Annotated in this window: 26 protein-coding genes and 1 riboswitch; of the genes, 9 read left to right on the top strand and 17 right to left on the bottom strand. The window is 64.6% G+C overall.

What is annotated here, in order from left to right:
* The first annotated feature begins 190 nt into the window (after positions 1–190).
* Positions 191–1,090, top strand: a complete 900-nt coding sequence (locus tag HZB53_03545; GenBank protein ID MBI5876701.1) for an alpha/beta hydrolase — start codon at positions 191–193, stop codon at positions 1,088–1,090.
* Positions 1,091–1,178: 88 nt separating this feature from the next.
* Here the strand turns inward: HZB53_03545 and HZB53_03540 are convergent, their stop codons facing one another.
* The 4 genes from HZB53_03540 to HZB53_03525 all read right to left on the bottom strand — a co-directional run bounded on the left by HZB53_03540 (position 1,179) and on the right by HZB53_03525 (position 6,351).
* Positions 1,179–1,901, bottom strand: coding sequence for a VTT domain-containing protein (locus HZB53_03540; protein MBI5876700.1), 723 nt, complete (start codon positions 1,899–1,901; stop codon positions 1,179–1,181).
* A 152-nt stretch (positions 1,902–2,053) separates the two neighbouring features.
* Positions 2,054–3,859, bottom strand: coding sequence for an alkaline phosphatase family protein (locus HZB53_03535; protein MBI5876699.1), 1,806 nt, complete (start codon positions 3,857–3,859; stop codon positions 2,054–2,056).
* A gap of 339 nt (positions 3,860–4,198) precedes the next feature.
* Entirely contained in the window at positions 4,199–5,749 is a 1,551-nt protein-coding gene (locus tag HZB53_03530) for a flotillin family protein (protein MBI5876698.1), read from the bottom strand.
* 32 nt (positions 5,750–5,781) lie between these two features.
* Entirely contained in the window at positions 5,782–6,351 is a 570-nt protein-coding gene (locus HZB53_03525; protein MBI5876697.1) for an NfeD family protein, read from the bottom strand.
* Between the two features lie 162 nt (positions 6,352–6,513).
* Here HZB53_03525 and HZB53_03520 point away from each other — a divergent pair, with 162 nt between their 5' ends.
* Positions 6,514–6,651 carry a hypothetical protein gene (locus HZB53_03520; protein ID MBI5876696.1) on the top strand — a complete coding sequence of 46 codons (138 nt, stop codon included), beginning with the start codon at positions 6,514–6,516 and terminating at the stop codon, positions 6,649–6,651.
* Between the two features lie 117 nt (positions 6,652–6,768).
* On the opposite strand, the gene ruvA is transcribed toward HZB53_03520, so the two are convergent.
* Positions 6,769–7,362, bottom strand: a complete 594-nt coding sequence (ruvA, locus tag HZB53_03515; GenBank protein MBI5876695.1) for a Holliday junction branch migration protein RuvA — start codon at positions 7,360–7,362, stop codon at positions 6,769–6,771.
* Between the two features lie 180 nt (positions 7,363–7,542).
* On the opposite strand from ruvA, the gene HZB53_03510 reads away from it, so the two are divergent.
* Positions 7,543–8,406, top strand: coding sequence for an HD domain-containing protein (locus HZB53_03510; protein ID MBI5876694.1), 864 nt, complete (start codon positions 7,543–7,545; stop codon positions 8,404–8,406).
* A gap of 23 nt (positions 8,407–8,429) precedes the next feature.
* On the opposite strand, the gene HZB53_03505 is transcribed toward HZB53_03510, so the two are convergent.
* From HZB53_03505 to HZB53_03465, 9 genes are all read right to left on the bottom strand, one after another.
* Positions 8,430–9,683 carry a chromosome condensation regulator RCC1 gene (locus HZB53_03505; protein ID MBI5876693.1) on the bottom strand — a complete coding sequence of 418 codons (1,254 nt, stop codon included), beginning with the start codon at positions 9,681–9,683 and terminating at the stop codon, positions 8,430–8,432.
* Between the two features lie 417 nt (positions 9,684–10,100).
* On the bottom strand, positions 10,101–11,291 hold the full coding sequence (locus tag HZB53_03500) for a methionine adenosyltransferase (protein ID MBI5876692.1): 1,191 nt from the start codon (positions 11,289–11,291) through the stop codon (positions 10,101–10,103).
* A gap of 70 nt (positions 11,292–11,361) precedes the next feature.
* Positions 11,362–11,961 (bottom strand): 3'-5' exonuclease, encoded by a 600-nt coding sequence (locus HZB53_03495; GenBank protein ID MBI5876691.1) that lies wholly within the window; start codon positions 11,959–11,961, stop codon positions 11,362–11,364.
* A 15-nt stretch (positions 11,962–11,976) separates the two neighbouring features.
* On the bottom strand, positions 11,977–13,245 hold the full coding sequence (locus HZB53_03490; GenBank protein MBI5876690.1) for an adenosylhomocysteinase: 1,269 nt from the start codon (positions 13,243–13,245) through the stop codon (positions 11,977–11,979).
* Between the two features lie 27 nt (positions 13,246–13,272).
* Positions 13,273–14,067 carry a GNAT family N-acetyltransferase gene (locus HZB53_03485; GenBank protein MBI5876689.1) on the bottom strand — a complete coding sequence of 265 codons (795 nt, stop codon included), beginning with the start codon at positions 14,065–14,067 and terminating at the stop codon, positions 13,273–13,275.
* A complete protein-coding gene (locus HZB53_03480; protein ID MBI5876688.1) occupies positions 14,064–15,008 on the bottom strand; it encodes a sugar kinase in 945 nt (314 codons plus the stop codon). The genes HZB53_03485 and HZB53_03480 overlap by 4 nt, the downstream gene beginning before the upstream one ends.
* A 21-nt stretch (positions 15,009–15,029) precedes the next feature.
* Complete coding sequence (mtnA, locus tag HZB53_03475) at positions 15,030–16,088, bottom strand: S-methyl-5-thioribose-1-phosphate isomerase (protein ID MBI5876687.1); 1,059 nt, start codon at positions 16,086–16,088, stop codon at positions 15,030–15,032.
* A gap of 56 nt (positions 16,089–16,144) precedes the next feature.
* A riboswitch (SAM riboswitch) is annotated at positions 16,145–16,274 on the bottom strand.
* Between the two features lie 59 nt (positions 16,275–16,333).
* Positions 16,334–17,200: a PIG-L family deacetylase gene (locus HZB53_03470; protein MBI5876686.1), complete on the bottom strand. Its 867-nt coding sequence runs from the start codon at positions 17,198–17,200 to the stop codon at positions 16,334–16,336.
* A 311-nt stretch (positions 17,201–17,511) separates the two neighbouring features.
* The gene (locus tag HZB53_03465) at positions 17,512–18,393 is read right to left on the bottom strand and encodes a formate/nitrite transporter family protein (protein MBI5876685.1); all 882 of its coding nucleotides are present in this window, start codon (positions 18,391–18,393) and stop codon (positions 17,512–17,514) included.
* 131 nt (positions 18,394–18,524) lie between these two features.
* Here HZB53_03465 and HZB53_03460 point away from each other — a divergent pair, with 131 nt between their 5' ends.
* The 5 genes from HZB53_03460 to HZB53_03440 all read left to right on the top strand — a co-directional run bounded on the left by HZB53_03460 (position 18,525) and on the right by HZB53_03440 (position 21,338).
* Positions 18,525–20,108, top strand: coding sequence for an amidohydrolase (locus tag HZB53_03460; protein MBI5876684.1), 1,584 nt, complete (start codon positions 18,525–18,527; stop codon positions 20,106–20,108).
* A gap of 76 nt (positions 20,109–20,184) precedes the next feature.
* On the top strand, positions 20,185–20,460 hold the full coding sequence (locus HZB53_03455) for a BrnT family toxin (GenBank protein MBI5876683.1): 276 nt from the start codon (positions 20,185–20,187) through the stop codon (positions 20,458–20,460).
* The gene (locus tag HZB53_03450; GenBank protein ID MBI5876682.1) at positions 20,423–20,725 is read left to right on the top strand and encodes a BrnA antitoxin family protein; all 303 of its coding nucleotides are present in this window, start codon (positions 20,423–20,425) and stop codon (positions 20,723–20,725) included. The genes HZB53_03455 and HZB53_03450 overlap by 38 nt, the downstream gene beginning before the upstream one ends.
* A 27-nt stretch (positions 20,726–20,752) precedes the next feature.
* A complete protein-coding gene (locus HZB53_03445; protein MBI5876681.1) occupies positions 20,753–20,968 on the top strand; it encodes a hypothetical protein in 216 nt (71 codons plus the stop codon).
* Positions 20,955–21,338 carry a hypothetical protein gene (locus HZB53_03440; GenBank protein MBI5876680.1) on the top strand — a complete coding sequence of 128 codons (384 nt, stop codon included), beginning with the start codon at positions 20,955–20,957 and terminating at the stop codon, positions 21,336–21,338. The genes HZB53_03445 and HZB53_03440 overlap by 14 nt, the downstream gene beginning before the upstream one ends.
* Here HZB53_03440 and HZB53_03435 read toward each other — a convergent pair whose 3' ends face one another.
* Positions 21,339–21,680, bottom strand: a complete 342-nt coding sequence (locus HZB53_03435; GenBank protein MBI5876679.1) for an ACT domain-containing protein — start codon at positions 21,678–21,680, stop codon at positions 21,339–21,341.
* 137 nt (positions 21,681–21,817) lie between these two features.
* Complete coding sequence (locus tag HZB53_03430) at positions 21,818–23,062, bottom strand: amidohydrolase family protein (GenBank protein MBI5876678.1); 1,245 nt, start codon at positions 23,060–23,062, stop codon at positions 21,818–21,820.
* Positions 23,063–23,191: 129 nt separating this feature from the next.
* Here HZB53_03430 and HZB53_03425 point away from each other — a divergent pair, with 129 nt between their 5' ends.
* On the top strand, positions 23,192–24,466 hold the full coding sequence (locus HZB53_03425; protein ID MBI5876677.1) for a histidine--tRNA ligase: 1,275 nt from the start codon (positions 23,192–23,194) through the stop codon (positions 24,464–24,466).
* Between the two features lie 516 nt (positions 24,467–24,982).
* Here HZB53_03425 and HZB53_03420 read toward each other — a convergent pair.
* Positions 24,983–26,263 (bottom strand): TMEM198/TM7SF3 family protein, encoded by a 1,281-nt coding sequence (locus HZB53_03420; protein ID MBI5876676.1) that lies wholly within the window; start codon positions 26,261–26,263, stop codon positions 24,983–24,985.
* Between the last annotated feature and the right edge of the window lie 24 nt (positions 26,264–26,287).

Below are 26,287 nucleotides of genomic sequence, written 5' to 3'. Positions count from 1 at the left end.
CAACTTCGTTGGGAGGGGGTCGGGGGGAGGGCAACGCCGCTTTCTTGTCGAGCCAGCTTGCGTGACAAGCACCAGGGGGGCCAGTTCATAGCAAGCCGGCATTGGAAAGTACCCGTCCAAAGCCAAAATGAGAATTGCTGGCGACGGACAGCTTTGACAGGCGCGGAGCGGGAGAGTAGCATGAAAACTGATGAAGAACCGTTCGGGCTGGCTGGTTTTCGGGGCCGGACTGGCCGTATTGCAGTTTGCGCGGCTGGCGGCCATGGGCGTGAACGGATGGATGCGCCCGCCGCGCGTGCGCTGGCCCGACACGCCGGCGCGCTGGGGGCTGCGGTACGCCGATGTGGAGTTTCCGGCGCGCGATGGCGTGCGACTGCGCGGCTGGTTCTTTGATGCGCCCACCACAGCCGGCGATGCCCCGCGCCCCGCCGTCATCGTGTGCCACGGGCACGGCGGCGACAAGTCGCCGCATATCAACCTGGCGATCTGGTTCCGCGAGGCCGGCATTCCGCTGCTGCTGTTCGATTTCCGCAATCATGGGCTGTCCGACGGCGATCTAACGTCGATCGGCTATTATGAGCGCTACGACGTGCTGGGCGCGGTGGACTGGCTGGCGGCGCGCGGGATGACGCGCATCGGCCTGTTCGGTTTTTCGATGGGCGCCGCGACGGCGCTGGCCGCGGCGCCGTTCTCGCAGAATATCGTGTGTGTGGTGTCGGACTCTGCGTTCGCGCATGTGCGGCCGGTGGTCGCCGGGGTTGTGAGCCGCCAGATGCCGGTGCAGCCGCTGGCGCGCATGCTGGAGCGGCTGATCTGGCGGCTGGTGCAGCGCCGTCTGCGCTGCCGGCTGGAGGATGCCGACCCGCTGGCGATGGTGCGGCAATTTGGCGAGCGGCCGCTGCTGCTCATTCACGGCACGCTGGACGAGTACATTGATCCGGCGCAGGCCGAGGCGCTGCGCGAGGCGGCCAGCGGCCCGACCGAGTTATGGCTGGTCGACGGCGCAGCGCACACCTCGATCGATCATCTGCGCCCGAAGGAGTACCGCGAGTGGGTGATGGGGTTCTTCGTGCGGCATCTGGGGCCGTAAGTGCGCGCCGCGCACAATTCCTGCACAGACAAAAAGCGGGCTGCCCGTAGTCACGGCAGCCCGCTCGTCATTCCAGGAGTGCGCCGATTTATTTCTCGGCGTCGCCGAAGCTCGGCGCGGTTGTTGCGCCCTCTGGCGTCTCTTTGTTCAACACCAGCCGCCTCACAAACGCGATGATCGCGTCCTTCTCTTCCTTCCACAGGTGGAGCAGCGTGGGCAGGCCGGGGATAATGAACGCGGCCAAGACGATGATCAGGAAGTACTGGTCCAATTTTTCGGGCGGAATCAGTGTGCCCAGAAGGTACCCGGCCATCGTAACGCCGACGGCCCAGAACAGGCCGCCAAAGAGGTTGAAGAAGACGAACCGGCTGTACTGCATCTCTGCGGCGCCGGCCACGATCGGCGCGAAGGTGCGGATGAACGGCAGGAAGCGCGCCAGCGTGATCGTCTTGCCGCCGTGCTTCTCGTAGAACGCCTTGGCGGCCAGCAGGTTCTTGCGGCGAAACAGCTTGTTGGCCAGCCATTTGATGCGGCCCTGGCCTTCAAAGGTCGGCTTGTCCTCGCGATTGAACAGGCGCGGCCCCATCTTGGCGCCGAACCAGTAGCCGACGTTGTCGCCGAGCACGGCGGCGATGAAGAGGATCGGCAGCAGCAGCCACAGATCGAAGTAGCCCTTCAGCGCCAGCAACCCGGTCGTCAGCAGCAAGCTGTCGCCGGGCAGGAAAAAGCCGAAAAACAGGCCCGATTCCGCGAAGATGATCGCGAACAGGCCGACGTACCCCGTCGTGATAATCAGATGCTCAATATCCATGCAGTGTGTTCTCTCTCGCTCACCGTTCTCGAAAGTTTACAGACTATACGCTCGAAAATATCGGGTGGTTAGTCATTATAGCAGTGCGACTAACCAGCGCCAATTGCCGTTTTGGGGCAGAAGCGGCCTGCCGGTTGCCCGCGAACGGCTGCTCATATTGTGGCATGCGCCTTGTGCTCGGCGGGCGGTAAGATTCGCGCGGTCAGCCACTGCGCGCCCAGCGCAACGAGTGGCAGGATGAGTATGACCGGAATTGGAATGCCACCCAGCACCACCGTGAACGCGCCGGTTTGCAGCACGTCGAGATAGTACTTGAACCCCTGCGTGATGTCGGGGAGATACCATGGCCAGGTGAAGTCCCACAGCCAGTAGAAGCCGCAGATTTGAAGCCAGAGCGCGGCGGCGACGATGAACGCGGCGTTGAACGTGTTCAGCACGGTCCAGACGCGGTATTCATCACGCGAGAGGACGCCGAGCACGGCGCTGGCGGCGACAAGCGCGATGATGGCGTCCACCGTGCGCTCGGCGAACCACGCACCGATGCGTGTGTCGTCGTTCAGCATGCTTAGCGAGATCCAGTATCCGCGCCCGAAGAAGATCGCATAGTACACGGCGACGTAGACAATGGCGGCGATCACGGGCCGCTTGAACTCCCACTGCATGCGCCGCATGAACCATACGTAAATTGCCAGCGGTGCGACGAGCAGGAGCAGCAGGGGCGTGCGCGCCAGCCGTTCCTGCAGCAGGCGGCCTTCGCGGACGGCGCCCGCGAGACTTCGCGCCGTATCAACCTCCGCCTGCGCGGACGCGATTGCGCCGGTAGTGTCGCGCATAGCCAGTCGCAGCCGCGCCTCGTCCAGCGCCGGATGGCCGGGCGGCGTGACGCCGATGACCTTCACGATGCTGTCATAGCGCGCCGCGATCTCGCTGGCCCAGTCCACCGTGCGGGCCGCCAGCGCGTTGGGTCCCATCGATAGCATGTCAAACAGCGCGGTGCCCTGGTTGTCCGCCGGGAACGAGCTTCCGAGCAGCGCGGCGATGGTCGGAGCGACATCCGCCTGCCGCCCGGCCGGGTACGCGCCCGGCACGATGCCGCGGCCCGCGGCGATGAGCGGGACGATCATCACCTCCGGGTCGTCGCCCGCGTGTCCGCCGCGCGCGATGTGGCCGTGATCCGAGGTGAAGAGGACCGTTGTCGTGTTCAGGTCGAGCGTGGCGATGATGCGACCGACGCGTGCATCGATGCTTTGCGCCGCCGCCTGGCCCTGCGGGCCGAAAACGCCGTAGCCGTGCGAGGCGTTGTCCGGATCGCTGAAGTAAATCAGCGTCAGGTTGGGGTTCTGCTCCTTCAGGATACGCAGGCTGTTCGCTTCGATCTGGTCGTTCTGCGCCGTCACTGCGGCGGTGTCCATGTGCGCGTTGGGCGGGTCGGGCGCGACGAGCGCCGTGTCCCACACGCCGGGCAGCAGCGTCTGCCAGGTTGGCGTGCCGCCGAGCGCCGTAGTATAGCCTTTGCGCTTCGCGGCCGCGAAGATGCTGTCCATCTGCGCCGGGCAGAGCACGGTCGCCGGCTTGCCGTCGCGCGCACCGTCGCACGAGCCGAAGTTGGTCGTCTGACCGTGCTGCTCCTGCCATGCGCCGGTGCTGATGACGGTCCAGCCGGGCAGGGAGAGTGACGGCAGGCCGATGCGCAGCGACCGGTCGGCGCCCTGCTTGCGCAGCGCATTCAGGTTCGGCAGCGTCTGCGACACGTCGAGCCGCATGCCGTCGGCGAGGATGAGCACGACGTGCTCGCTGACCGCCGCGCCCTCGGCGCCGGGCGCGGGGTGCACGGTGTACGGCGTGCGGTAGCGCACCAGCGAACCGAAGCTGGCGGTCGCCAGTTGCGTTGCGCCGAAGATGCCCCACAGCATCAACGCCACGGGAACGATGGCCAATGGCAGGTAGTGTTTGAGCAAGGCAGATCCTTTCGAGCGCACACCCACACTGGCGATCCGGACGGGCGGCGCACGTCCGCGTCATTGTAACGGAGAATTGGGCGCGCGGGCAAAAGCGGGAACGGGGAGCAGGGAGCGGGGCACAGGGCACAGGGAACAGGGAGCGGGAATCAGTTCTCCGGGAGGTCGTGCCGCAGAAGCGCTTTCATCGCAACGAGCTCAGGCATGAACGTCTGCCCGCAGAAGGCGCGGTGACTGTATGGTGCAAGTCCACTTCAGGTGGAGTCATAGAGAACAACCCAAAGACCCTCCGGGTGCGGCCCGAAGGGTCTCGTAGGTATACTGCGGATTAACGCGCGGTTAGCCCGGCTTCGCGTCCTTGTCGTCGGACCGGCCGCTCAGTTTGCGAAAAGTCGGCAGGTTGCGGATGCCGCCGACGATGTCCACGCCGGTCAGCGCTTCGACCGTGGCCGGCACCTGCGCGACGATGTTCGTTATGTCTTGCGTGATCTTGGATGCGCCAGCACCGGCGCCGTCGCCGCCGCCATTGCTGATGACGACGATGCGATCAGTCTGCGCCAGCGGCTTCGAGATCGCTTCGGCGATGGCCGGCATCTTGTCCACCAGGTTCTGGATGATGGCGGCTTCGTTGTAGTTCTGCCACGCCGCCGCCTTCTTCTGCATCGCCTCGGCTTCGGCGAAGCCCTGCGCCTGGATGACTTCCGCTTGCGCCAGGCCTTTGGCCTTGACCGCCTCGGCCTCGCCGAGGCCGGTCGCCTTGATGATATCGGCGTTGGCCAGACCCTTTGCTTTGTTGGCCGACGCCTCGCCTTCGCCGACCGAGCTCATGGCGGAGGCCTGGCCTTCGGCTTCAGTGGTCAACTGGTACTTCTTCGCCGAGGCCAGCGTCTGGATGCGGTACTGCTCGGCTTCGGCCGGCTTGCGTACCGTCGCTTCCAGTTCCCTCTCGCGGCGGGCAACCTCCTGCTCCTGCACCTGAATCTGCTTCTGCTTCTCGATGACCTGCACCTGCACTTCCTCGGCCTTGACCTGCTGGTTCGTGATGTTCTGCTGCAGGACGTACGCCAACTCGGCCTGCGCTTTTTGGCGATTGACGTCGGCGTCGTAGTTGGCCTTCTGCACCTGGTAGTTCTTGTCCGCCTCGGCGATGTGCGTCTGCGCGGCCAGTTCGGCCTCCCGCGCCGCCTGCTGCGCCGCCGCTGCGTTGATGCGAGCGTCGCGCTCGGCCTGCGCCTGGCCGATCGTCGCATCGCGCTTGACTTCGGCGATACGCGCCATGCCGAGCGCGTCCAGGTAGCCCTGGTCGTCGCGGATGTCGCGGATGGTGAACGAGATGATCGTCATGCCCATGTTCGCCATGTCGGCCGTGGCGACCTCGGCCACCTTGGTCGCGAACGCGTCGCGGTCTTTGTAGATCGACTCGACGGTCATCGTGCCGAGGATGGCGCGCAGGTGGCCTTCCAGCGTCTGCAGGGCGACGTTCTTGATCTGGTCGGTGTTCTTAGACAGCAACTGCTCGGCGGCGGTGGCGATCGAAACATCGTCGCCACGGATCTTGACCTGCGCGACGCCGTCGACCGTGACAGCCACGCCCTGCATCGTGTACACTTTGGGCGTCACCACGTCGAGTGTCATCAGTTCGAGCGACAGTTCGTCCACGCGCTCGACGACCGGCCAGATGAACGCGCCGCCGCCTTTGACCACGCGGAACGACCGCTGGACGTGCGTGTTCGTTACCGGATCCACTACGGTGTGGCGGCGCCCTGAAATCACCAGCACCTGGTTGGGGCCGACTTTCTTGTAGCGGCTCGAATACACGAAGGCGAGGAGCACCGCCACGAGCAGCAGGCCGCCTACAGCACAGGCGAGGGACAGGGTTACGATGTCCATAGAATCTCCTTTGGGGGTTGGAACTTGGATGCCTAGCGGGGCCGCACCGAGACGATAGTGCCCACGATTTCGACGATGCTGACGATCGTGCGCCGCTCAATCGGCTGGTTGTCGACGCTGCGCGCGGGGTATGCGACTCGCGCACCTTGCGCCACGAACGCCACCTCGCCCATACCATTGGCCGGGATCGGCGTGATCACCTCGGCGGTCGCGCCGACGATGTCCTTCTGGGTGACTTCGGTCGAGCCCTGCGGCGCGATCAGAAAATAGCCGAAGGCGAAGTGCGCGATGACGGCCGCGACCAGACCGCCCGCCGCTGCCGAGATAAGGCTCACGACGCTGCTCGCGCCGAAGCCTTGCTGGCTGATGATGCCGAACGCCCCGAAGGCCGTGACAAAGGTGGCGATCGTGACCGGCGAGAGCGACGGCACCGACGTGTCGCCGCCGTGCCCGAGGTCGATGGTGGTATGCGCGCCGCCGATGTCCACCGGCAGGTGCAACCCGCCGGCCACGTCATGAATGCCGCCGGTGACCATGGCGATCACGGCGTACAGGACGCCGGCCCCGACGAGCGCAAAGTAGAAGCAGTTTAGGGTATCCATCGGTAGCCTCGCTAATCTTTACAGATGATTATAGCCAACCCGCGGCAGAGGCGTCAAGGAAACCGCGAAAATCGCGCCCCGTCCAACATGGCCGGCGGCGTATGCTGTGCTATAATTAATAGAGCAACCAGTCGACCAGTAACTTTCAGTGAGGTCTTTCGCATGCCCCGCAAGATTCGCTCGCAGAGATCCGTGCCGACCAAGAAGATGTCGCGCGGTGAGATTACCATGTATGTGCTTGGCGTTATCGTCGCGCTGAGCATGGTGCTCGGCACCGTCATTTCCGCTATGGGCCGCTAACTGCCGTTCCGCGAGCGGTCGCCGCGCACGGGCCCGGCATCGTCGCGCGCCGCTTCCTTCACGAACGGTTTCATCAGACAGGCTGTGAGTCGTCGCCCCCGGCGGCGGCTTTTGGCGTTATGATGAGCCGCCCAGATAGCGCAGCGCGGCAAACACCTTTTCTTCGACTGTAGTGGCTCCATCCCCGGCGGCCGCGAGGGCGCGCTGCGCCTCCATGACGCTGTAGCCGAGCGCGGTCAACGCCGCCAGTGTCTCAGCGTCGGCCGCCGACACGGCTAGAATCTCGTCGGACTCGGCCACCTTGATCTTGCCCTTCAACTCCATTACGATGCGCTCGGCGGTCTTCTTGCCGATGCCGGGGAACTGAGTCAGCGCCTGCGCGTTGCCCTGCATGATGGCGGCCCGTATCGCGTCGGCCGGTGCGGCCGACAGGACGCCCAGCGCCACTTTCGGCCCGATGCCGGACACGGAGAGCAGCGACTCGAACAGGGATAGATCCTCCGGCGCGCCGAAGCCGAACAGCATCGCCTCGATCTCCCGGCCGTTTTCGGCCAGCCGGAAGTGCGTGAACAGGTTGACTTCGTGGCCGAGCGTGTTAATCGTGTCCAGCAGGGGACCGGGCATGCGGACTTTGAGGCCCAGCCCGTTCAGGTCGGCGATGATATGGTCGCTCCCCTTGGCGACGACGCGGGCGCGCAGGCGTGAGATCATACGCCTATTATAACCCGAAACACTCGAATTGCGGGGCCGCCTGGCGACCTCCGGCACGACGGCGACTTGCACTGTTTACAAAGCCGTTACAAATCGCTCACATGCCGTTTGCATCGATTGGCTATAATCAAGTTTGACAACTATCAAGCGCACCACTGTGCAAGACGGGAGAGGTAATCCATGAGCGAACCGATCGAAGAAGCCAGCCTGCCGATTCTGACGCCGGACGTCGTGACGGCCAAGACCCGGCTGGACGCCATACGCCTGCCGGCGCGCCGCAACGACAAGCTGCGGCAGATCATCGAGCGCGTCAACGCGCATACCGGATTGCGGACGCTCTGGCAGGTCCAGAACGTCACCGCGATCACACGGCTCGGCATGAACGACCACGGGCCGGTGCATATGCAGGTGGTCGCCAATATCGCGCTGAAACTGCTGCGGATGCTGACGGAGCGCGGCATTACGCCGAACATCGTCAAAGATTACGAGGATTTCGGCTTCGAGCAGTACGACGCCGAGGTCGTGGTGGTGCTGGCGGCGCTGATGCACGACCTCGGCATGAGCATTCACCGCATCGACCATGAGACGTACTCGCTCTTCGTCGCGCAGCCGATTCTCGACGACATCCTGCGCGACCTGTACGGCGAGGCGGAGCGAACGGTGATGCGCTCGGAGGTGCTGCACGCCATCATCTCGCATCGCGCCGGCGGTGCGCCATTGACGCTGGAGGCCGGCGTGGTGCGCTTTGCCGATGCGCTCGACATGGCGAAGGGGCGCTCGCGCATCCCGTTCGAGGCCGGGCACGTCAACATTCACTCGGTCTCCGCTGCGGCGATCGAGAAGGTGGACCTCGGCAGCAGCGAGACGCGGCCGGTACGGGTGCGTATCCACATGAACAACTCGGCCGGCATCTTCCAGGTGGACGAACTGATGAAGGACAAGCTGACCGGCTCGGGGCTGGAGGCGCACATCGAGGTCGAAGCGGTCGTGGATGGCGAGGCGGAGAAGCCGCTGTTCCACATCCTGCACTTTCCGCAGGCATAGACAGCGGCCTCTCCGGTTGGGTGCTAGCGAGCGATGATTGGCAAGTAGTTGAAGACGGTCAGGACGCTGACCGGCACCGCGCTGTCCGCGAACGTGCCATTGCCGAGCTGGCCGTACTGGTTGCTGCCCCAGCACTTCAGCCCACCGCCGGAGATGACGGCGCAGGCGTTGAAGTAGCCGACCGCGACCTGCAGCACGCCCGTGCTCAGGCCGGTCACGACCACCGGTGTGGCGCTGTTGTTGAACGTGCCGTTGCCGAGCTGCCCCCAGGCGCCATAGCCCCAGCACCTCGCCGCGCCGCCGTTGGTGCGCGCGCAGACGGTGTAGGCGGCGCTGGAGATCTGGCTGGACAGCGGCAAGCCCGACGCGGCGACCGGCGTCAGGCTGACTGATGTGTATGATCCGTTGCCCATCTGGCCGTACACGCCGCCGCCCCAGCAATCCACGGCGCCCCCGTCATAGAGGGCGCAGGCGTGAGAGTAACCGACGCCGACCGATGCAATATGACTCGGCTGCAGGCCATTGACAGCGACGGGCACACTGATCGATGCGCTGCTGGTAATGCCGGTGCCCAGTTGGCCCATGCCGTTGGCCCCCCAACACCTGATGGCATCGGCGAGGACGTCCGGAATGACGGCGCAGGCTGATTGGGCGCCGATAGAGATCGATGTAACGCCGTTGGTCAGGGTCATGACCTGGGTCGGTATGATCGAGTCGGTCGGCTGCAGACCGTTCCCCATCTGTCCGCTGACGTTGTCGCCCCAGCATTTGGCCGCGCCGCTGACTTCGGCGCACGTGCCGGAACTGCCCGCCTCGATCGCGCCGATGCCGGCGGACAGACCGACAACTGAGACCGGCGTCGAGTAGAACTGGCTGGACCAGATGCCAAAGCCGAGTTGGCCGTTGGCGGCGTAGCCCCAGCAGCGCATCCCGCCCGTGAAGATCCGCACGCAGGTGTGATCTTTGCCGGCCGTGATATCCATCGCGGCCAGCCCGTTAAGCCCCTGCACCTTCACGGGACGGGACCGGTTAAGCGTAGTGCCGTCGCCCAGTTGTCCGTAGTGGTTGCGTCCCCAGCAGTAGACCTCGCCGCCGCTGACGATGGCGCAGACATGGTCGTCGCCGACAGCAACTTTGCCGAATGTGAGCGGAGTGTTCGAGGCTGGAACCACGGGCAACGGTGCGGTGGCTTGCGAGGGCGCGGCAAGCATGGACGTGCCGAGCAGCAGGCCAATCAGCATGCTGACCGAAACGAGGATGGCTGTAGTATTCCGCATGGGTTTGGCCTCCTTCGATGCAGGTTGCGCGGATTATACTCAAAGCGGGAACCATATTCCAAATCAAGCTGTGCTGATCATAACGAGGGCATTTCACGCCTGAGGCGGTTATTGGGCGACAAATCGTCATGCCCGCGTAGGGGCGCATGGCCGTGCGCCCGCATCCAGCGGTTTTGTGCTGGACTCCCGCTGTCGCGGGAGTGACGATGGTGGCGCCTGTGTGGCGGCGAAGTTGTTCTGCCTCAGATCGGACATGCGCCCATCATAACTCAGTCGAGGCGGTGGCGGACGGCGAAACGGAGAAGCCGTTGAGCCGCATCCTGCACTTCCCGCAGGCGTAGCAGCCAGCGACTAAGCACGAAAAAGCCCGGCACGCATAACACGTTCCGGGCGTTTCATTGATCCAGAGAATTGCGGTTACGAAAGGCCGGCTTCGTCGCGCAGGATCTCGGCCTTGTCGATCCGCTCCCAGGGCGCGTCGATGTCATCGCGGCCAAAGTGGCCGTAGCTGGCCGTCGCCTTGAAAATCGGGCGGCGCAGGTCGAGGTCGCGGATGATCGCGGCCGGGCGCATATCGAAGATCGAGCGCACCAGTTCCTCGATGCGCGCGTCGGCGACATGCGCGGTGCCGAACGTCTCGCACATGATCGAGACTGGGTGCGCGACGCCGATGGCGTACGAGACCTGAATCTCGAAGCGGTCGCACAGGCCGGCGGCCACCACATTCTTGGCGGCGTAGCGCGCCATGTAGGCGCCGGAGCGGTCGACCTTCGTCGGATCCTTGCCGCTGAACGCGCCGCCGCCGTGCCGGGCGATGCCGCCGTAGGTGTCGACGATGATCTTGCGGCCGGTCAGGCCGGCGTCGCCCATCGGGCCGCCGATCACGAAGCGGCCGGTCGGGTTGATGTAGTAGCGCGTGTTGTCCAGATACTCGGCGGGCACGACCGGCCTGATGACGTGCTCCATGATGTCGGCCTGGATGCGCTTCTGTGTCGCCGCGTCGTCGTGCTGAGTGGAGACGACGATCGTATCGACGCGCACCGGGCGGCCCTTGCTGTACTCGACGGTGACCTGCGCCTTGCCGTCGGGGCCGAGGTAGGGCAGGGTGCCGTCCTTGCGCACCTTCGCGAGGCGCTTGGTCAGCTTGTGCGCCAGCGAGATCGTCAGCGGCATGTACTCGGTCGTCTCGTTGCAGGCGAAGCCGATCATCATACCCTGGTCGCCCGCGCCGATCTCGTCGATCGGGTCGCGGCCGCCGTCTTTCTGCTCGAGCGCGTGGCTGACGCCCATGTCGATGTCCGGCGACTGCTTCTGCAGACCGACGATGACGCCGGCGGTCTTGTAATCGAGGCAGACGCGCGAGTCGTTGTAACCGATCTCCTGGATGACGTTGCGCGCGATGTCCTGCGCGTCGATCGTCGCGTGTGTGGTGATTTCGCCAATGACGACGACGAGTCCCGACTTCGCAGCGACCTCGCAGGCCACGCGGCCCATCGGGTCCTGCTTATACACCGCGTCAAGCACCGCGTCCGAAATCTGGTCGCAGAGCTTGTCGGGATGCCCCTCGGTGACCGACTCGGATGTCAACAGCATCTTATTTGCCGTCATGAATGTATTGGACATAACTAATTCTCCTTCGGTTAATCGCGCGGCCGCACACGGCGCGCCGCGCACTCTTTTACAACAAGGATGGTTGAGTTGGTTTCGCCGCGGCCGCCATGTGCAGCAAGACGGCGCGCGCCAGTTGCGCGTCGGCAACGGCGCGATGGGCGTTGGGCAGCTTGATACCGCACTGACGCCCCGCAGCATCCAGCGACTGCCAGCGATACGAGCGGTAGCCGCCCTGCTGCTCGCCGTAAAACTGCGCGTACAGTTCCATGATGCAGAACGCGTCGCAGTCCTGCGCGGCCCACGCCAGCTTGTGGGCGCGGTGCGAGTTCTGGATCATGCCCAGATCAAACCTGGCGTTGTAAATGCCGACACGCTTGCCTTCCAGCAGCGGTTTGACCTGCGGCCAGACCTCGGCCCAGGTCGGCGCGCCGCGCAGCACCGCCGTGCTGATGTTGTGCGCCCGCAGCGCGCCCGGCGAGATCGTGCGCGCAGTGCGCACCAGCGACTCGTACAGCGTCACGCCGTGATAGTCGATGACGCCGATTTCGATGATCTCGTCCGCGTCCTTGAGCCCGGTCGTCTCGGTGTCAAGGAAGATCGGCTGGCGGTTGAGCTCGGCGAGCGCCGTCTGCGCGGCGAGTTGGCGGTCCCTGGGGTTGGCGTGCATGGTTCCGTCGGCAGCTTACGCCGTGCCCGACTCCCACGATGTCAGGTAGTGCTGCTGCTCGTCGGTCAGCGTGTCGATCTGCACGCCCATCGAGTGCAGCTTCAGGCGGGCGATCTCGCGGTCGAGCGCTTCCGGCAGGGTGAAGACCTGGTTGCCGAGCTTGCCGCGGTTCTTCATCAGGTACTCGGCGGCCAATGCCTGGTTGGCGAACGACATATCCATCACGGCCGACGGGTGGCCCTCGGCAGCAGCCAGGTTGACCAGGCGGCCCTCGCCGAGCACGACGATCGTGCGCCCATCGGTCAGGTGGTACTGCTGCACCATGTCGCGCGGGGTGCTGATGCTCTTCGTCAGAGACTGGAGCGCTTTCAGGTTGATCTCCGCGTCGAAGTGGCCGCTGTTGGCCAGAATCGCGCCGTCCTTCATGTTCGCGAAAGCGGGCGCGTCCACGACGTTGATGTCGCCCGTCGCGGTCACGATGAAGTCGGCGATCTTCGACGCCTCGGCGATCGGCATGACGCGGTAGCCGTCCATGACCGCCTCGATGGCGCGCACCGGGTCGACCTCGGTGACGATCACGTTGGCACCGTGACCGGCGGCGCGTGTTGCGATGCCGCGCGAGCAGTAGCCGTAGCCGGCCACCACGAACACCTTGCCCGCGAGCAGGACATTGGTGGCGCGGATGATGCCGTCGAGCGTGCTCTGGCCCGTGCCGTAGCGGTTATCGAAGAAGTGCTTGGTCATCGAGTCGTTGACTGCGATGACCGGCCAGCCGAGCTTGCCCTGCGCGGCCATCGCTTTGAGGCGGACGACGCCGGTGGTCGTCTCCTCGGTGCTGCCGAAGATGTCGGCGATCTGGCGCTGGCGGCTCTTGTTGACTTCCGACACCAGGTCGGCGCCGTCGTCGATCAGCAGCGATGGGCCATGATCGAGCACGGCGTTGATGTGCTGGAAGTAGGTCTTGGTGTCCTCGCCCTTGATGGCGAAGACGGCGACCTCGTCGTGCGTCACGAGCGAGGCGGCCACGTCGTCCTGCGTGCTCAGCGGGTTGCTGGCGCACAGCACGCCGTCGGCGCCGCCCAGTGCCAGCACCTTGATCAGGTTGGCGGTCTCGGCGGTCACATGCGCGCAGGTTGAAACCTTCAGGCCCTTGAGCGGTTTTTCTTTGGCGAAGCGCTCGCCGATGAGCTTCAGCACCGGCATCTCGCGGGCGCTCCACTCAATCCGGTTGCGGCCCTTTTCGGCCAGCGACAGGTCTTTAACGTCAAAATCCTTCTTAGGCACTATGCATCTCCTTCTGAGGTGGTGCCGTCAGGCGGACGCCTGCGGCGCTGATGGACCGCGCCGGACGCCGGCGCCTTCCGTGAATTCACAATAGCGGACGAAGCCCAGCCGCTCGTATACCCGGATGGCGGTGGTGTTCGTCGTCTCGACGTTCAGGCCAATGGTCGTAATGCCGTCGTTCTGCAGCGCGCGCACGACGGCGGTCGTCGCGGCAGCCGCGTAGCCGCGCCCGCGATACACCGGCAGCGTGGCCACGTTGCCGACCGGACCGGCCGCGTACGCCCGCGACGCCAGGTGGACGCCCGCGACCGAGACCATCTGCCCGTCAAGCTCGACGGCGTGAAAGTAACCGGTCGCCAGTTGGTACGGGGCGAACGCGTCGCCGGCGTTGCTCGCGGCGTACAGCGCGTTCAACTCAGCCAGCCGGCCCATGCCGAGCCGCACGATCCGCGAGCCGTCGGCGGGCGGCGGCGCGGGCCGGAAATCGTCCAGCGCCATGCGCAGCATGCGGTGCGGCTCGGCGCAGTCATAGAACGCCTGCACCGCCGCCAGGTGCTCGTCGCGCTGGTTCAGGTACACGCCGGGCAGGCGGATCGCTTCCGCGAGCACGTCGGCGATGCCGTCCGCGCCGCCGATGGTGACGAGCGGCACGAAGCCAAGTCCCTTGAAGATCAGCACGAGCGCGTCGCGCGCGGCGTACCACTCGCACAGCTCAAACATGCCGTCTTCGAGATCGCCCAGCGCGTAGATCGCCCAGGGGCGCTCGCGCTCGAGCCACGGGCGAATCTCGCCGCGCGTCGTCAGCCGGTGAACAACGCTCATGCCGTGGCGCCCGTGCCGTTCAGCGTCTCAAAGTGCGTGAAGTGCTGCATGTGCTCATACCGTTCGGCGATCTCCTCCCACGTCAGCGTGCGCAGCCGCTCGATGCTGAAGCCTTCGACCGTGAACGACGCGATGACGCTGCCGTGGATGATGGCACGCTTCAGCGCGTCATCGCCGGTCGCGTCATGCTTGGCAAGGTAGCCGACGAAGCCGCCCGCGAATGTGTCGCCGGCGCCGGTCGGGTCGGAGATCTTCTCCAGCGGGTAGGCGGGCGCGAAGAAGTACTGCGAGAGCAGGTTGCCGCTCGACGTGAACAGCGCCGCGCCGTACTCGCCCTTCTTGACGATGACCGCGCGCGGCCCGAGCGCCAGCACCTTGCGCGCCGCGCGAATCAGCGAGAACGTGTTGGCGTACTGCCGCGCCTCGGCTTCGTTGAGCAGGATCACGTCGGAGAGCGACATCGCCTCGGTCAGCGCGTCCTTCTTGTAGTCGATCCAGTAGTTCATCGTGTCAAGCACGATCAGCTTCGGCTTGCGGATCTGCTTCGCGACCTCGACCTGCAGGTCGGGATCGATGTTCGCCAGGAAGACAAAATCGGAGTCGCGGTACGAGTCGGGCAGCTGGGGGTGGAACGTCGCGAAGACGTTTAACTGCGTGTCGAGCGTCTGCGCCGTGTTCAGGTCGTAGTCGTAGCGGCCCTTCCAGCGAAACGTCTTGCCCTCCACGCGCTGCAGGCCGGTCACATCGACATTGCGGCTGCGCAGGAAGTCGACGTGCGCGGGCGGGAAGTCCGTGCCGACGACGCCGACGAGCGACACGCGCTCGTAGAGGCTGGCGGCGGCGGAGAAATAGGTGGCCGAGCCGCCCAGGGCGTCCTCGACCGTGCCAAACGGGGTCTGCACTGAATCCAGCGCGATGGAACCGACGACCAGAATGCTCACAACACGTTCTCCATATTTGAGTTACCGGGCCGCGCGCCGGCTGTGCGCCCGCGCCACGGCCGCGCGCAGGCCGTCGGTGAACGGCGGGCGCACGATGCCTTCTTCGGTGACGATGCCGCTCAGGTAGCGGTGCGGTGTGACGTCGAACGCCGGGTTGGCGACTTTGACGCCCAGCGGCGCGATGGAATGGCCGCCGATGTGCGTCACTTCGCGCGCATCGCGCATTTCGATCGGGATGTCGTCGCCGGAGCGCAGGTTGAGATCGACCGTCGAGGTCGGTGCGACGGTGTAGAACGGCACGCCGTTCTCCTTCGCGACGACCGCGATCTTGTACGTGCCGATCTTGTTGGCCGTGTCGCCATTGGAGGCGATGCGGTCGGCGCCGACGAAGCAGAGGTTGACCTGGCCGGAGTGCAGGAAGTAGCCGGAGGCGTTGTCGGCGATTAGCGTCATGTCGATGCCGCGCTGCATCAGTTCCCAGGCGGTCAGGGCCGCCCCTTGCAGGCGCGGGCGCGTCTCGTCGACCAGCACATGGATGTGCTTGCCCTGGTCGTGCGCCATGAATATGACGCCGAGCGCGGTGCCCCAGTCCACGGCAGCCAGCGCGCCGGTGTTGCAGTGGTGCAGGATGGTGTCACCATCCTTGACGAGTGCGGCGCCGGCTTCGGCCATGCGCCGGTTGATCTCCACGTCCTCGTCGGCCAGGTCCTGCGCGGCGGCGATCAGCGCATCGCGCACGGCGGCGGGCGAGGTGTGCTGCGGGTCGCGCGCCACGCGCAGCATGCGCTCCAGCGCCCAGAACAGGTTGACGGCGGTAGGGCGGGAGGCGGCGAGAATCTTTTCGGCGGCGTCGAGGTCGGACAATAGCGCGTCGCGGGTGGTGGCGCTGCTGTTCACGGCGGCCAGCGCCAGCCCGAAGGCGGCGGTGGCGCCGATCGCCGGCGCGCCGCGCACGACCATGGTACGGATCGCCTCGGCGACACCCTGATAGGTGTCGTAGCTGTTGACGACCAGCTCGTGCGGGAGCTTGCGCTGGTCGATCATCTTCACTTGGTTATCGTCCCAGAAGACGGTGCGCATCGGCGGGCCTGTTAAAAAGCAAAAACTCTCCGTCAAAAGGAGAGTCTGTTCACTACAAGTCATCTCCCAGACGGAACTGCTGTCTGACGGACTTGGCACCAGGCTAGCCGCTAGCGACTAGTCGCTAGTTACTAGTTGGTTGCCGCGGCATCATTGGGCCGGTCCCTCCGCCGCTCTGGATGATCAATCCTATTCGATTGCTAAAAGCGATAGTAACATCACATGCGGGGAGTGTCAAATACGACTCAGCCTCGCACCCCCGCAAACAGGTCGTCCTCGATGATGCCGCCGGGATGCGGCACGCGCGTCTTCGCCAGAATGAAGTGCTCGGTCATGCGGAACTTGCGCCACATGTCGCGCGGCAGCTTGCCGAGCACGCTGTTCGGATTCTGCTGAGTGGCATGCGAGGCCCACGCGCGCTCCTTTAGTTCGACATAGGCGGCCACGTGCACCTGGGTCGTCACGTCGTGCTCCATCATGCTGACGCGCGTCTGCGGGTTGAATGGCCCGAACTGCGACAGGTCGACGCCCTGCTCCTTCAGATAGCGCCCGACTTCCTCAAAAAACTCGCGGGAGAACCCGGTCCAGTACAGCTTGAGCGGCGTGTGCGGTTGCAACCCTGCCTTGATCTGCTCCGGGAAGGCGTTCGGATCGCCAGCCAGGTCAAAGGCCTCCATCGTCGCGTGGTGGATCTTGATATGATCGGGGTGGCCGTAGCCGCCCTTGGGATCGAACGTCACCAGCACCTGCGGTTTGATGGAGCGAATGTGGCGCACGAGCGCGCCGGTGACCTCGTCGTCCGGGGCATTGATGAACGCGCGCGGGTCTTTGTTCTCCGGCGTGCCGTCCATGCCCGAGTCGCGGTAGTCGAAGAAGATGATCTCGCTCAGGTTGATGTGCGCCATGGCGGTGCGCAACTCCTGCTCGCGCACCTGCCCGAGCGTTTCGCGCGTGGCGTTGACGCCGGCCGCGATCTCACCGACCTCGCCGCGTGTGGCGCAGATCAGCGCGCAGCGCGCGCCTTCGTCGATGTAGCGCCCGAACGAGCCCGTAACCAATCCCTCATCATCCGGGTGCGCGAAGCAGCCCAGAACCGTCAATCCGTTGCCCATGATGCGTTCTCCCCCTCGTCGTGTGTGATGGCCTGCCAGTGTGCGACGGGGCGGCCAACGAGCCGCCCCGCGTAAGTCTCTGTATTATACGTTCGGTTGCGCCGAATTCATTGCAGCGCCTTGAGTTGTCCCAGGGCCTTTCCAAAGTCCTGGTCGAGGCTACCCCCATCCCAACCTTCCCCCGTTCGCAACGGCAGCGAACAGGGGAAGGGGCCAATCCCCTCTCCTGCGACGCCGTATTTGCGTCGCGGGGGAGGGTTAGGGTGGGGGAAGTACTGATTTTGGGAAAGCCCTGTGAGCCGCCCTGGGATTCATTGTTTCCCGCCGCCGCGCCGCGAAAAACGGTGCTCCGGCGCGTGGCGCAGGTAGATGAACCAGTAGATCGCGCCAACCATGACCGCGCCGCCGATGATGTTGCCGAGCGTGACCGGCACGAGGTTGTTGAACACGAAGCCGGCCCAGGTCAGGTTCGCCAGTTGGTCGACCGTGCGCCCGGCCACCTCCAGCACGCGCGGCTCGTCGCGCAGGAACAGGCCGAGCGGAATGAAGTACATGTTGGCGACCGAGTGCTCGAAGCCGCCGGCCACGAAGGCGCTGATCGGCGGGATGATCGCCAGAATCTTATCGGTCGTCGTGCGAGCGCTGAAGCAGAGCCAGACCGCCAGGCAGACCAGCACATTGCAAAACACGCCGAGCACCAGCGCCGGGACGAAGTCGAGTGAGGACTTGGCGTTGGCGATGTTCAGCGCGGCTGCGCCGACCTTGTACGCGTCGAACGCCCACTGGCGCGACAGGTAGACGCCGTATGCCGTGGCCACCGCGCCGATGAAGTTGCCGATGTAGACGATCAGCCAGTTGCGCAGCAGTTGCGCGGTCGAGACCTTGTTGGCCGCCCACGCCATCACGATCAGGTTATTGCCGGTGAACAGTTCCGCGCCGCCGACGATCACCAGGATCAGGCCGAGCGTGAATACGAGCCCGCCGACCAGCCGCGACAGGCTGTACGGCAGGCCGTTGTCGGCCCAGACGAGCGTCGCGAAGTTCGCGCCGAGCGCGATGAACGCGCCGGCCAGCACGGCGAGCGCCAGCATCGTCCACGCGTTCATCTCGGCCTTCTTGACGCCGACGGTCTCGACCCGCTGGGCCATCTCGGCCGGCGCGTACGCATCAATGTTAAAACCGTTCTCTGCCATCGTTGCCTCCGCTGCGATTCGGTGTCCCCGTTCAAGTTCACTTTACGCTGTTCCGGAGCCGATGGCAAGCGCGGATCCGGTCGGCGGTCGCGGTGCTATAATAGCGCACAAACCCCCACGGAGGCATGCTCATGCGAGTCGATCTGGTTTTGCACAACGCAAACGTCATCACGAGCGACGCGGCGCAGCCGCGCGCGCAGGCCATCGCGATCATGGGCGATCGCTTCCTCGCCGTCGGCAGCGATGATGCGATCAAACCGCTGGCAAGCGCAGGCACCCGGCTCGTCGACATCGGCGGCCACACGATCGTGCCGGGACTGATTGACGCGCACGCACACCCGGGCGCGGCGGGCCGCCGCCACCTGCGCGAGATCGACGCCGACTTGCGTTCCATCGAGGAGATCATGGACGCCGTGCGCGAGCGCGCCGCGCAGACGCCGCCCGGCGAGTGGGTGCTCGGCTTCAAGTACGACGACACCAAGACGGCCGAGGGGCGGCCGCTCACGCGCGAAGACCTCGACCTCGCCGCGCCGAACCATCCGGTGATGATCACGCACCGCGGCGGCCACACCTCGTATGTCAACTCACTGGCATACCAGACGGCTGGCGTCACCGAAGACACGCCGGACCCGTTCGGTGGGCACATGTATCGCGACCACGCCGGGCGGCTGAACGGCAAGTTGGCGGAACTAGCACGCGACACGTTCCGCGCGAAGATACCGGACACACTGACGCGCGCCGACTACCGCGCAGGCGCGAAGAAAATCTCCGAAATGCTGGCGCGCGCCGGCATCACGTCGATCGGGGACGCGGGCGGCACGCCGGACGACCTGCGCGGTTACTGGGACGCGCACGAGGCGGGCGAACTGCTGACGCGCATCAACTGCTTCATCCGCTTCCCGTTTCTCGACGCGATGATCGCCGCCGGGCTGCGTACCGGTTACGGCAACGAATGGGTGCGCGTCGGCCCGATGAAGACGTTCTGCGACGGCTCGCTCTCCGAGCGCACCGCCGCCATCTCGCGGTCGTACGTCGGCCGTCCCGACGACTTCGGCATCCTCGTCATCACGGAGGACGAGTTGTACGCGCAGGCGCGCAAAGCGCACGAGAACGACTGGCAGGTCGCCGTGCACGTCAACGGCGACGTGGCGATTGACATGACGGTGCGGGTGTACGAGCGTCTGCAGCGCGAGATGCCGCGCCGCGACCCGCGCTACCGGCTGGAGCACTGCACGATCGTCAACCCGGATCTGATTCGCCGCATCAAGGCGCTCGGCGCGCTGCCCAACCCGTTCTCGACGTACGTCTACTACCACGGCGACAAGATGCACGAATACGGCGCGGAACGGCTGGAGCAGATGTTCGCCGTCAAGTCGTTCCTCGATGCCGGCGTGATGGTTACGCAGACGTCGGACTACCCGCCGGGGCCGTTCGAGCCGATGATGGCGTTCCAGTCGCAGGTGACGCGCACCGACTTTCGCGGCACGCTGTGGGGGCCGAGCCAGCGCATCACGGTCGAAGAGGCTATCCGCGTCGCGACCCTGCACGGCGCGTATGCATCGTATGAGGAACATCTGAAGGGCAGCATCGAGGCGGGCAAACTGGCCGACCTCGTCGTGCTGGGCCAGGACCCGACCGTGATCGATCCATTCCAGTTGATCAACGTGCCGATCGAACGCACGATGGTCGGCGGGCGGTGGGTGTACGAGGCGTAAGGGCGCGGCGCCTTGGTCGCGACGCTGACGCTAAAGGCACGTTTGACAAACTCAGCAATGTAACTACAATTTGTATATGCATTTCGAATGGGACGAACGGAAACGACAATCCAACATTCGGAAGCATGGGTTCGACTTCGCCGATGCGCCGCGTGTATTCGACGGTGTTACGCTGACAATGCCCGACGCACGCAAAGACTACGGCGAGCTGCGATTCATTACATTCGGTATGGTCAACGGGATCGTGATTGTTGTCGCACACACGGAGGAAACAGAATACATTCGCATCATCTCCATGCGAAAGGCTACACGGAATGAAGTCAAAGCGTTCTTCAAAGAAATCGGCCACTGACTGGAAGCGCGTTCGCGCCATGAAGGACGGCGACATCGATCTGTCGGATGTGCCGGAAGTGACACCTGACATGTTCGCCCGCGCCATCGTGCACCGGGGACTCACGCCTCGACCGCGCAAGGTGCAATTGACTGTGCGCGTCGATGGCGACGTCGTTGCCTGGTTCCGTGCGCGCGGACGTGGCTACCAGACACAAATCAATGCACTCCTGCGCGCCTACATGGAGGCGTTCGAGGCGGACGGCGGCGATAGGCCCGCACGCTGAGTACGCGGCTGACTCGATTGGAGGTGCATGATGAATGTCGTAACGATTGAAGGCGTTGTGGAGAACGGCCAAATCAAAGTGCCGCAGGGCGTTTTGCTTCCGGAACATGCGCGCGTGTATATCGTCATTCCAAGTGGGCCGGAACGGCCGATGGCGCGCGTGACGTCGCCGCATCTTGCGCACCCTGAACAGATTGCCGACTTTCGAATGGAAGTGCAGGAGCGGCCCAATGGCGGCTTATAACGGCGAGCTCTTCAGTCCGGCAGCGCCTGTAGCCCGTGTTGAACTGCGCCATCCGCATCTCGACATCACGGTCTCGGACGTACTTATGCTGATGGACACCGGCGCCGACGTAACACTCGTTCCGATTGATGCATTGAAACAGTTGGGTATCGATCAACAAGCCGAGGGGCAGTATGAGTTAATCGGCTATGGCGGCGGCTCGGCGCTTGTGAATGCTGCGCGCCTTGAGATGCACTTGGGCCTAAAATCATTCCGCGGGCTATTTCTTTCGATAGATCAGAGCTGGGGCATCCTCGGGCGCAACGTGCTGAACTCGATGTCGATACGATTAGACGGTCCTCACTTGGAGTGGACCGCCGACGAGGAGTGATCATCGCCTGTATGGTTGCGCCGCAATTTCGTGGAGCACTTGCACGGCCCGTTTGCGTACTTCCCACGGCACAAACAGGTGGTCGTGGTAGTACGCCGACACCGGGTTGATGCTCAGACCGGCAGCGGCGAGCGGTGCGCTGATGGCGGCGATGAAGCCGACGGCGGTCAGCGACGAATGAATGGTGAGCGTGATGCACGCCCACTGGCCCGCGTAGGCCAACCCGGCTGTATCGGCCTGCGCCTGCGTGGCGATGACGGTGATGCCTTCGTCCTCGCAGAACATGCCGAGTGGCATGAACGGCAGTCGCTCGTACGCGTCGCGCGCGACGACGCCGAACACGTATGGCGATTCGTGAAGGCGCGACTACGTGGGCGCAAGAGGGCGGCCAGATTGGTTTCACCGAACATAATCAGAACCCTGAAGTGAAAAGCAGCCGGCGTCATGTGGCGCCGGCTGCTTTTGCTTTGTCGGCTAACCTACGCCAGTTGGTTCTTGTATAACTTGCCGTCCTTCATAATTGCTTTCAGGTAGCGCTCCGGGTCCTGCAGCTTGCGCAGGTCGGCCAGCGGGTCGCCATCCACCACGAGCAGGTCGGCGCGCGCGCCAGCCGCCAGCACGCCGGTCTGCCCCACCTCGTTGAACAGGTCGGCGGCGACGGTCGTCGCGCCGCGAATGATCTCGATGGCGGGCTGGACTTCGTTGCGGATTGAGAACTCCTGCAGTTGGTCTTTGTGCATCGCGCCGAGCAGGTCGGTGCCGTAGGCGATCTTGACGCCGGCATGGTAGGCAATATCGAGCGCGTGCAGCCCTTTGTCCAGTACCTCGTAGATCTTCGCCTCCAACTCCTTCGGTAGCCCCGCCTTCACGCCGTCGCGCGCCAGCGACTCGTAGGTGACGAGCGTCGGCACCATGAACGCGCCGTGCTTGACGAACAACTCGACGCTGCTCTCGTCGATCAGGTTGCAGTGTTCCAGCGAGCGCACGCCGCACTCGATGGCGCGATTGACCGCGGCGACGGTGTACGAGTGGCCGGTGACGTACAGGCCGGACATTTCGGCCTCCTCGACCGCTGCGCGGATCTCCTCGAGCGAGAACTGCGAATTGGTCAGCCGGTCGGTGGGGGAAGCGACGCCGCCGGAGAGCATCAGTTTAATGTGGTTGGCGCCCTTGCGGATTTCGTGACGGCAGGCGCGCCGCACGTCGTCCACGCCATCGACGATCTGGCTGAAGCCGACGCTGTCGCTGATCGTATCCAGCACCATCTCGCCGCGCCCGCGGCTGTCGCCGTGCCCGCCGGTCTGCGAGAGCGCGCGCCCGCAGATCAGCACGCGCGGCCCGTCGATGAAGCCGTCGGCGACGGCGCGCGCGATGCCGTAGTCCGCGCCCGCTTCGTCGCGCACGGTCGTGAAGCCGCGCATCAGCATGCCGTTCAGGATGTGCGCCGTGCGCGCGGTGGTGTAGCTCGGCGAGCCGCGCCCCTGCTCGGAGAGATTCGCGGTCCACGATGTGACGTGTACGTGCGCGTCGCACAAGCCGGGCATGACCGTCATGCCCTGGCAGTCGATCGTTTCGTCTCCGGGCGCGGCGGCGGCCGCGTTTGCGGTCGGTTCGACTCGCTCGATCTTACCGTCGCTAACCACTACGCGGTGGTTGGGCAGCAGCGTGCCGGCGTTCACGTCCAGCACCGTCGCGTTGTTCAGGATAATGCGCTTGTCGCTCATTGGCGTGTCCTTTCAAAAGCGTCTCGGATACCCGTTTCGGCGCATAGCATACCATACGCGGTAGGGCGGGCGCAATTGCAGTCTGATATAATACAGGCCGCACTGCGTACCCGTTAAGGAGTGTTTCCTATGCCCCAATACAACTCACCGCGCGGCACCTACGACATATTGCCCGACGACCAGGCCTACTGGCGTCGCATCATCGCCACCATGCACCACATTTCGGACAAATACGGCTACGGCCAACTTGACACGCCGATCTTTGAGGACGCGATGCTCTTTCTCAAGGGTATCAGCGAAGGCACCGACATCCACGACAAAGAGATGTACGTCTTCAAGGACCGCGGCGAGGATCTGCTCGCGCTGCGGCCGGAGTTCACGGCGGGCGTTGTGCGCGCGTATATCGAACACGGCATGCACACGCGGCCCCAGCCGGTGAAGCTGTATTCGCTCGGGCCGATCTTCCGTTACGACCGCCCGCAGGCGGGCCGCTACCGCCAGTTCTGGCAGTACAACGTCGAGGCGGTCGGCTCGAACGACCCGGCCGCCGATTTCGAGGTCATGTCGGTGGCGTGGGACTTCTACGAGACGCTCGGCCTCAAGGGCCTGTCGTTCCAGGTTAACTCGATCGGTGACCGCAACTGCCGGCCGAACTATGTCAAGGCGCTGCAGGAATACTACCGCGCGCACATCGACGAAGTCTGCGAAGACGACCGCAAACGCATAGAGGTGAACCCGCTGCGGGTGCTCGACTGCAAAGTGGAGAAGTGTCAGCCGGTCATTGCGGGCGCACCGAAGACCGTGGACTACCTGTGCGATGCGTGCGCCAAGCACTTCGCGAGCCTGCGACGCTACCTGGAAAACGCCGGCCGTCCCTACACGATCAACCACCGGCTGGTGCGCGGGCTGGACTATTACACGCACACGGTCTTCGAGGTCTGGGCGACCTCGCTCGGCGGCTCGCAGGCGGCGGTCTGCGGCGGCGGACGCTACGACTATCTGATCGAGACGCTGGGCGGCAAGCCGACGCCGTCAGTCGGTTTCGCGGCCGGACTCGATCGCGTCTGGCTGGCGATGAAGGAGGAGGGGATCACGCCGCCGCCTCTGCCGACCGCGCAGGTGCTCGTCGCCTATATGGGTGAAGCGGCCAAGGATGAAGCGGTGCGGCTCGTGCAGGAACTGCGCGCCGCCGACGTGCGCGCCGTGATGACGTTCGACGACCGCTCGTTCAAGGCGCAGATGCGGCAGGCCGAGCGTGAGGGTGTGCAGTACGCGCTGATCATCGGCGAGCAGGAACTGGCCGAGAGCAAGGTCGCTGTGAAGCCGATGGGCGGCGGCGAGCAGTCGAGCGTGGCACGCGACGGTGTGCTGGCGCTGCTGAAAGAGAAAGGCATCGCCCCGTAGACGGCGCAGTTCCTCATACGGTGCAAATCGGCATCCGGCACGCGACAGTGTGCCGGATGTTTGCGTTTACACGGGCTATTGGTTTTCGCGGTCGGATTCCCATCGCGCGGGGGTAGGGGCGAAGCATTGGCGGAACCATCTTGGAATACCCCGGCTGCTTCCGCCAATGCTTCGCCCCTGCTTGTGCCGCCGATGACGATAATACCATGAAGGTGATTGGGCATGACGACGAACGCATCGGCAGTTGCGAACCGGAAATGAGCGGGCATTCCGTGCCACACATCGACGATCAATTGCCCCGTTTGGTTGAGCTGCATTTCGCCGCCCACAATGGCGCCCAACAGGTGCTCGCGCCTGCGCGTTACGATGGTCACAAAATAGGCGCCGGGCCGCGCGTAGTCGTCACCGGGCAAACGAATAGAACGCCGGTGATACATAATCATTACGCTGTAGGGACGAAGCATTTGTGCGGCAAGTCATTGCGATTGCCACGCACCAAAGCACCAATGCCCCGCCTCAGTTCTTCTTCCAATCAAGCCGAACCCAGCAGTCTCCATTATCGAGTCCCGCCGTGCGCACGACGACGACGGGACTGATCTCTACATCCTTGTCGTCCACAATGCGCACGTACCACTCGCCGTCGGTTGAGCCGACCGTCAGTTCGTAGCCTTTCGCCTCGGTGACGGCAACCGGCGGGAAAACCGTCGCCGTGCCGTACTTGATTCGCGCGCCGCTCATCGGCTGTCCGAGCCTGTCGCGGACGATGCCGTAGATGTAGTATCCGCCGATGCACCTGCGACTGCGGTCGACTACGGGCAGGCCGTCGGCGCGGAAGGTGTAGCTCGCCGGATCGCGCGTTGGGCTGGGAACGGGCGTGCGCGTGGCGGTGGGCGCAGTGGACGTAGCGGTCGCGGACTGATCCGGCGGCGGCGTGGTCATCGCCGTGGCAGTCGCGGACAGCGCTGTGGCTGATGCATCGGGCGTGCCGCTGGCTGATGTGGCCCGCGGCGTCCCGGCCAGCACGCTCGCCTTGGTGGGTGCGGGAATCGCCGGTGGCGGAAGCGCCCACGCGCTGAAAGCGATGGCGAACAATGCTCCACACGTCACGACAGCGCCGCCGGCCATGAGCAATCGGCGCAACTGTTCGCCGGGAATCTTCAATGCAAGCCCCGGGACCTTCCCAAATTGAACGATTGCGCCCACGACGCTGACCGCCAGCCACCCGGCAAATAGCATGGTGGCGCCGAATCCGGCGGCGGGTGAATCGCGCAAGTAGGCTATCACGTTCAGACCGCCACCGCCAGCCAGCATGGAAACACCGGAGACGAGCGCCCACGCGCCGCCAAGCGCAGTGGCCAATGTCAGAGCGGTCTTTTCAGCGGCGACAAATACCCATCCGCCCAGCAGGGCCAATGCGATGACCACCAGCAGGTTCGGCCCGGCGTTCGCGAGCGCCCCCAGCCAGACGGCGGCGAAAGTGCCGACGAGCACGCCGGAGAGGATGAGACCGGCGAAGTAGATGCCGAGGGACACCGCCATGCCGACCAATCCGCCGACGATAATCGGGATCAGCAAGGCGTCGGTATTGCCGCGCGTGACCAGTAGGCCGATCACCGTTGCCAATGCGGCGCCGGCGATGAAGCCCATCATCGCGAGTACCGCCTTCGCAAAGCGAACGCCTGCGAAGCAGGTAACGCCTCCAGCGACGATGGCGATCAGCGCAATTAAGGGCTCAATTGGCCCAGCGAATGAGCCGATCTGTTCCGACAATACCTGGAGTTGCCTGAAAATATCCATAGCGCTCCTCCTGGCGGGCGGTGT

The organism is Chloroflexota bacterium, assembly GCA_016235055.1.
Classification (GTDB): Bacteria; Chloroflexota; Anaerolineae; order JACRMK01; family JACRMK01; genus JACRMK01.
Note: the sequence above shows the minus strand (reverse complement) of the source record. Positions and strands in the feature narration are given on the sequence as shown.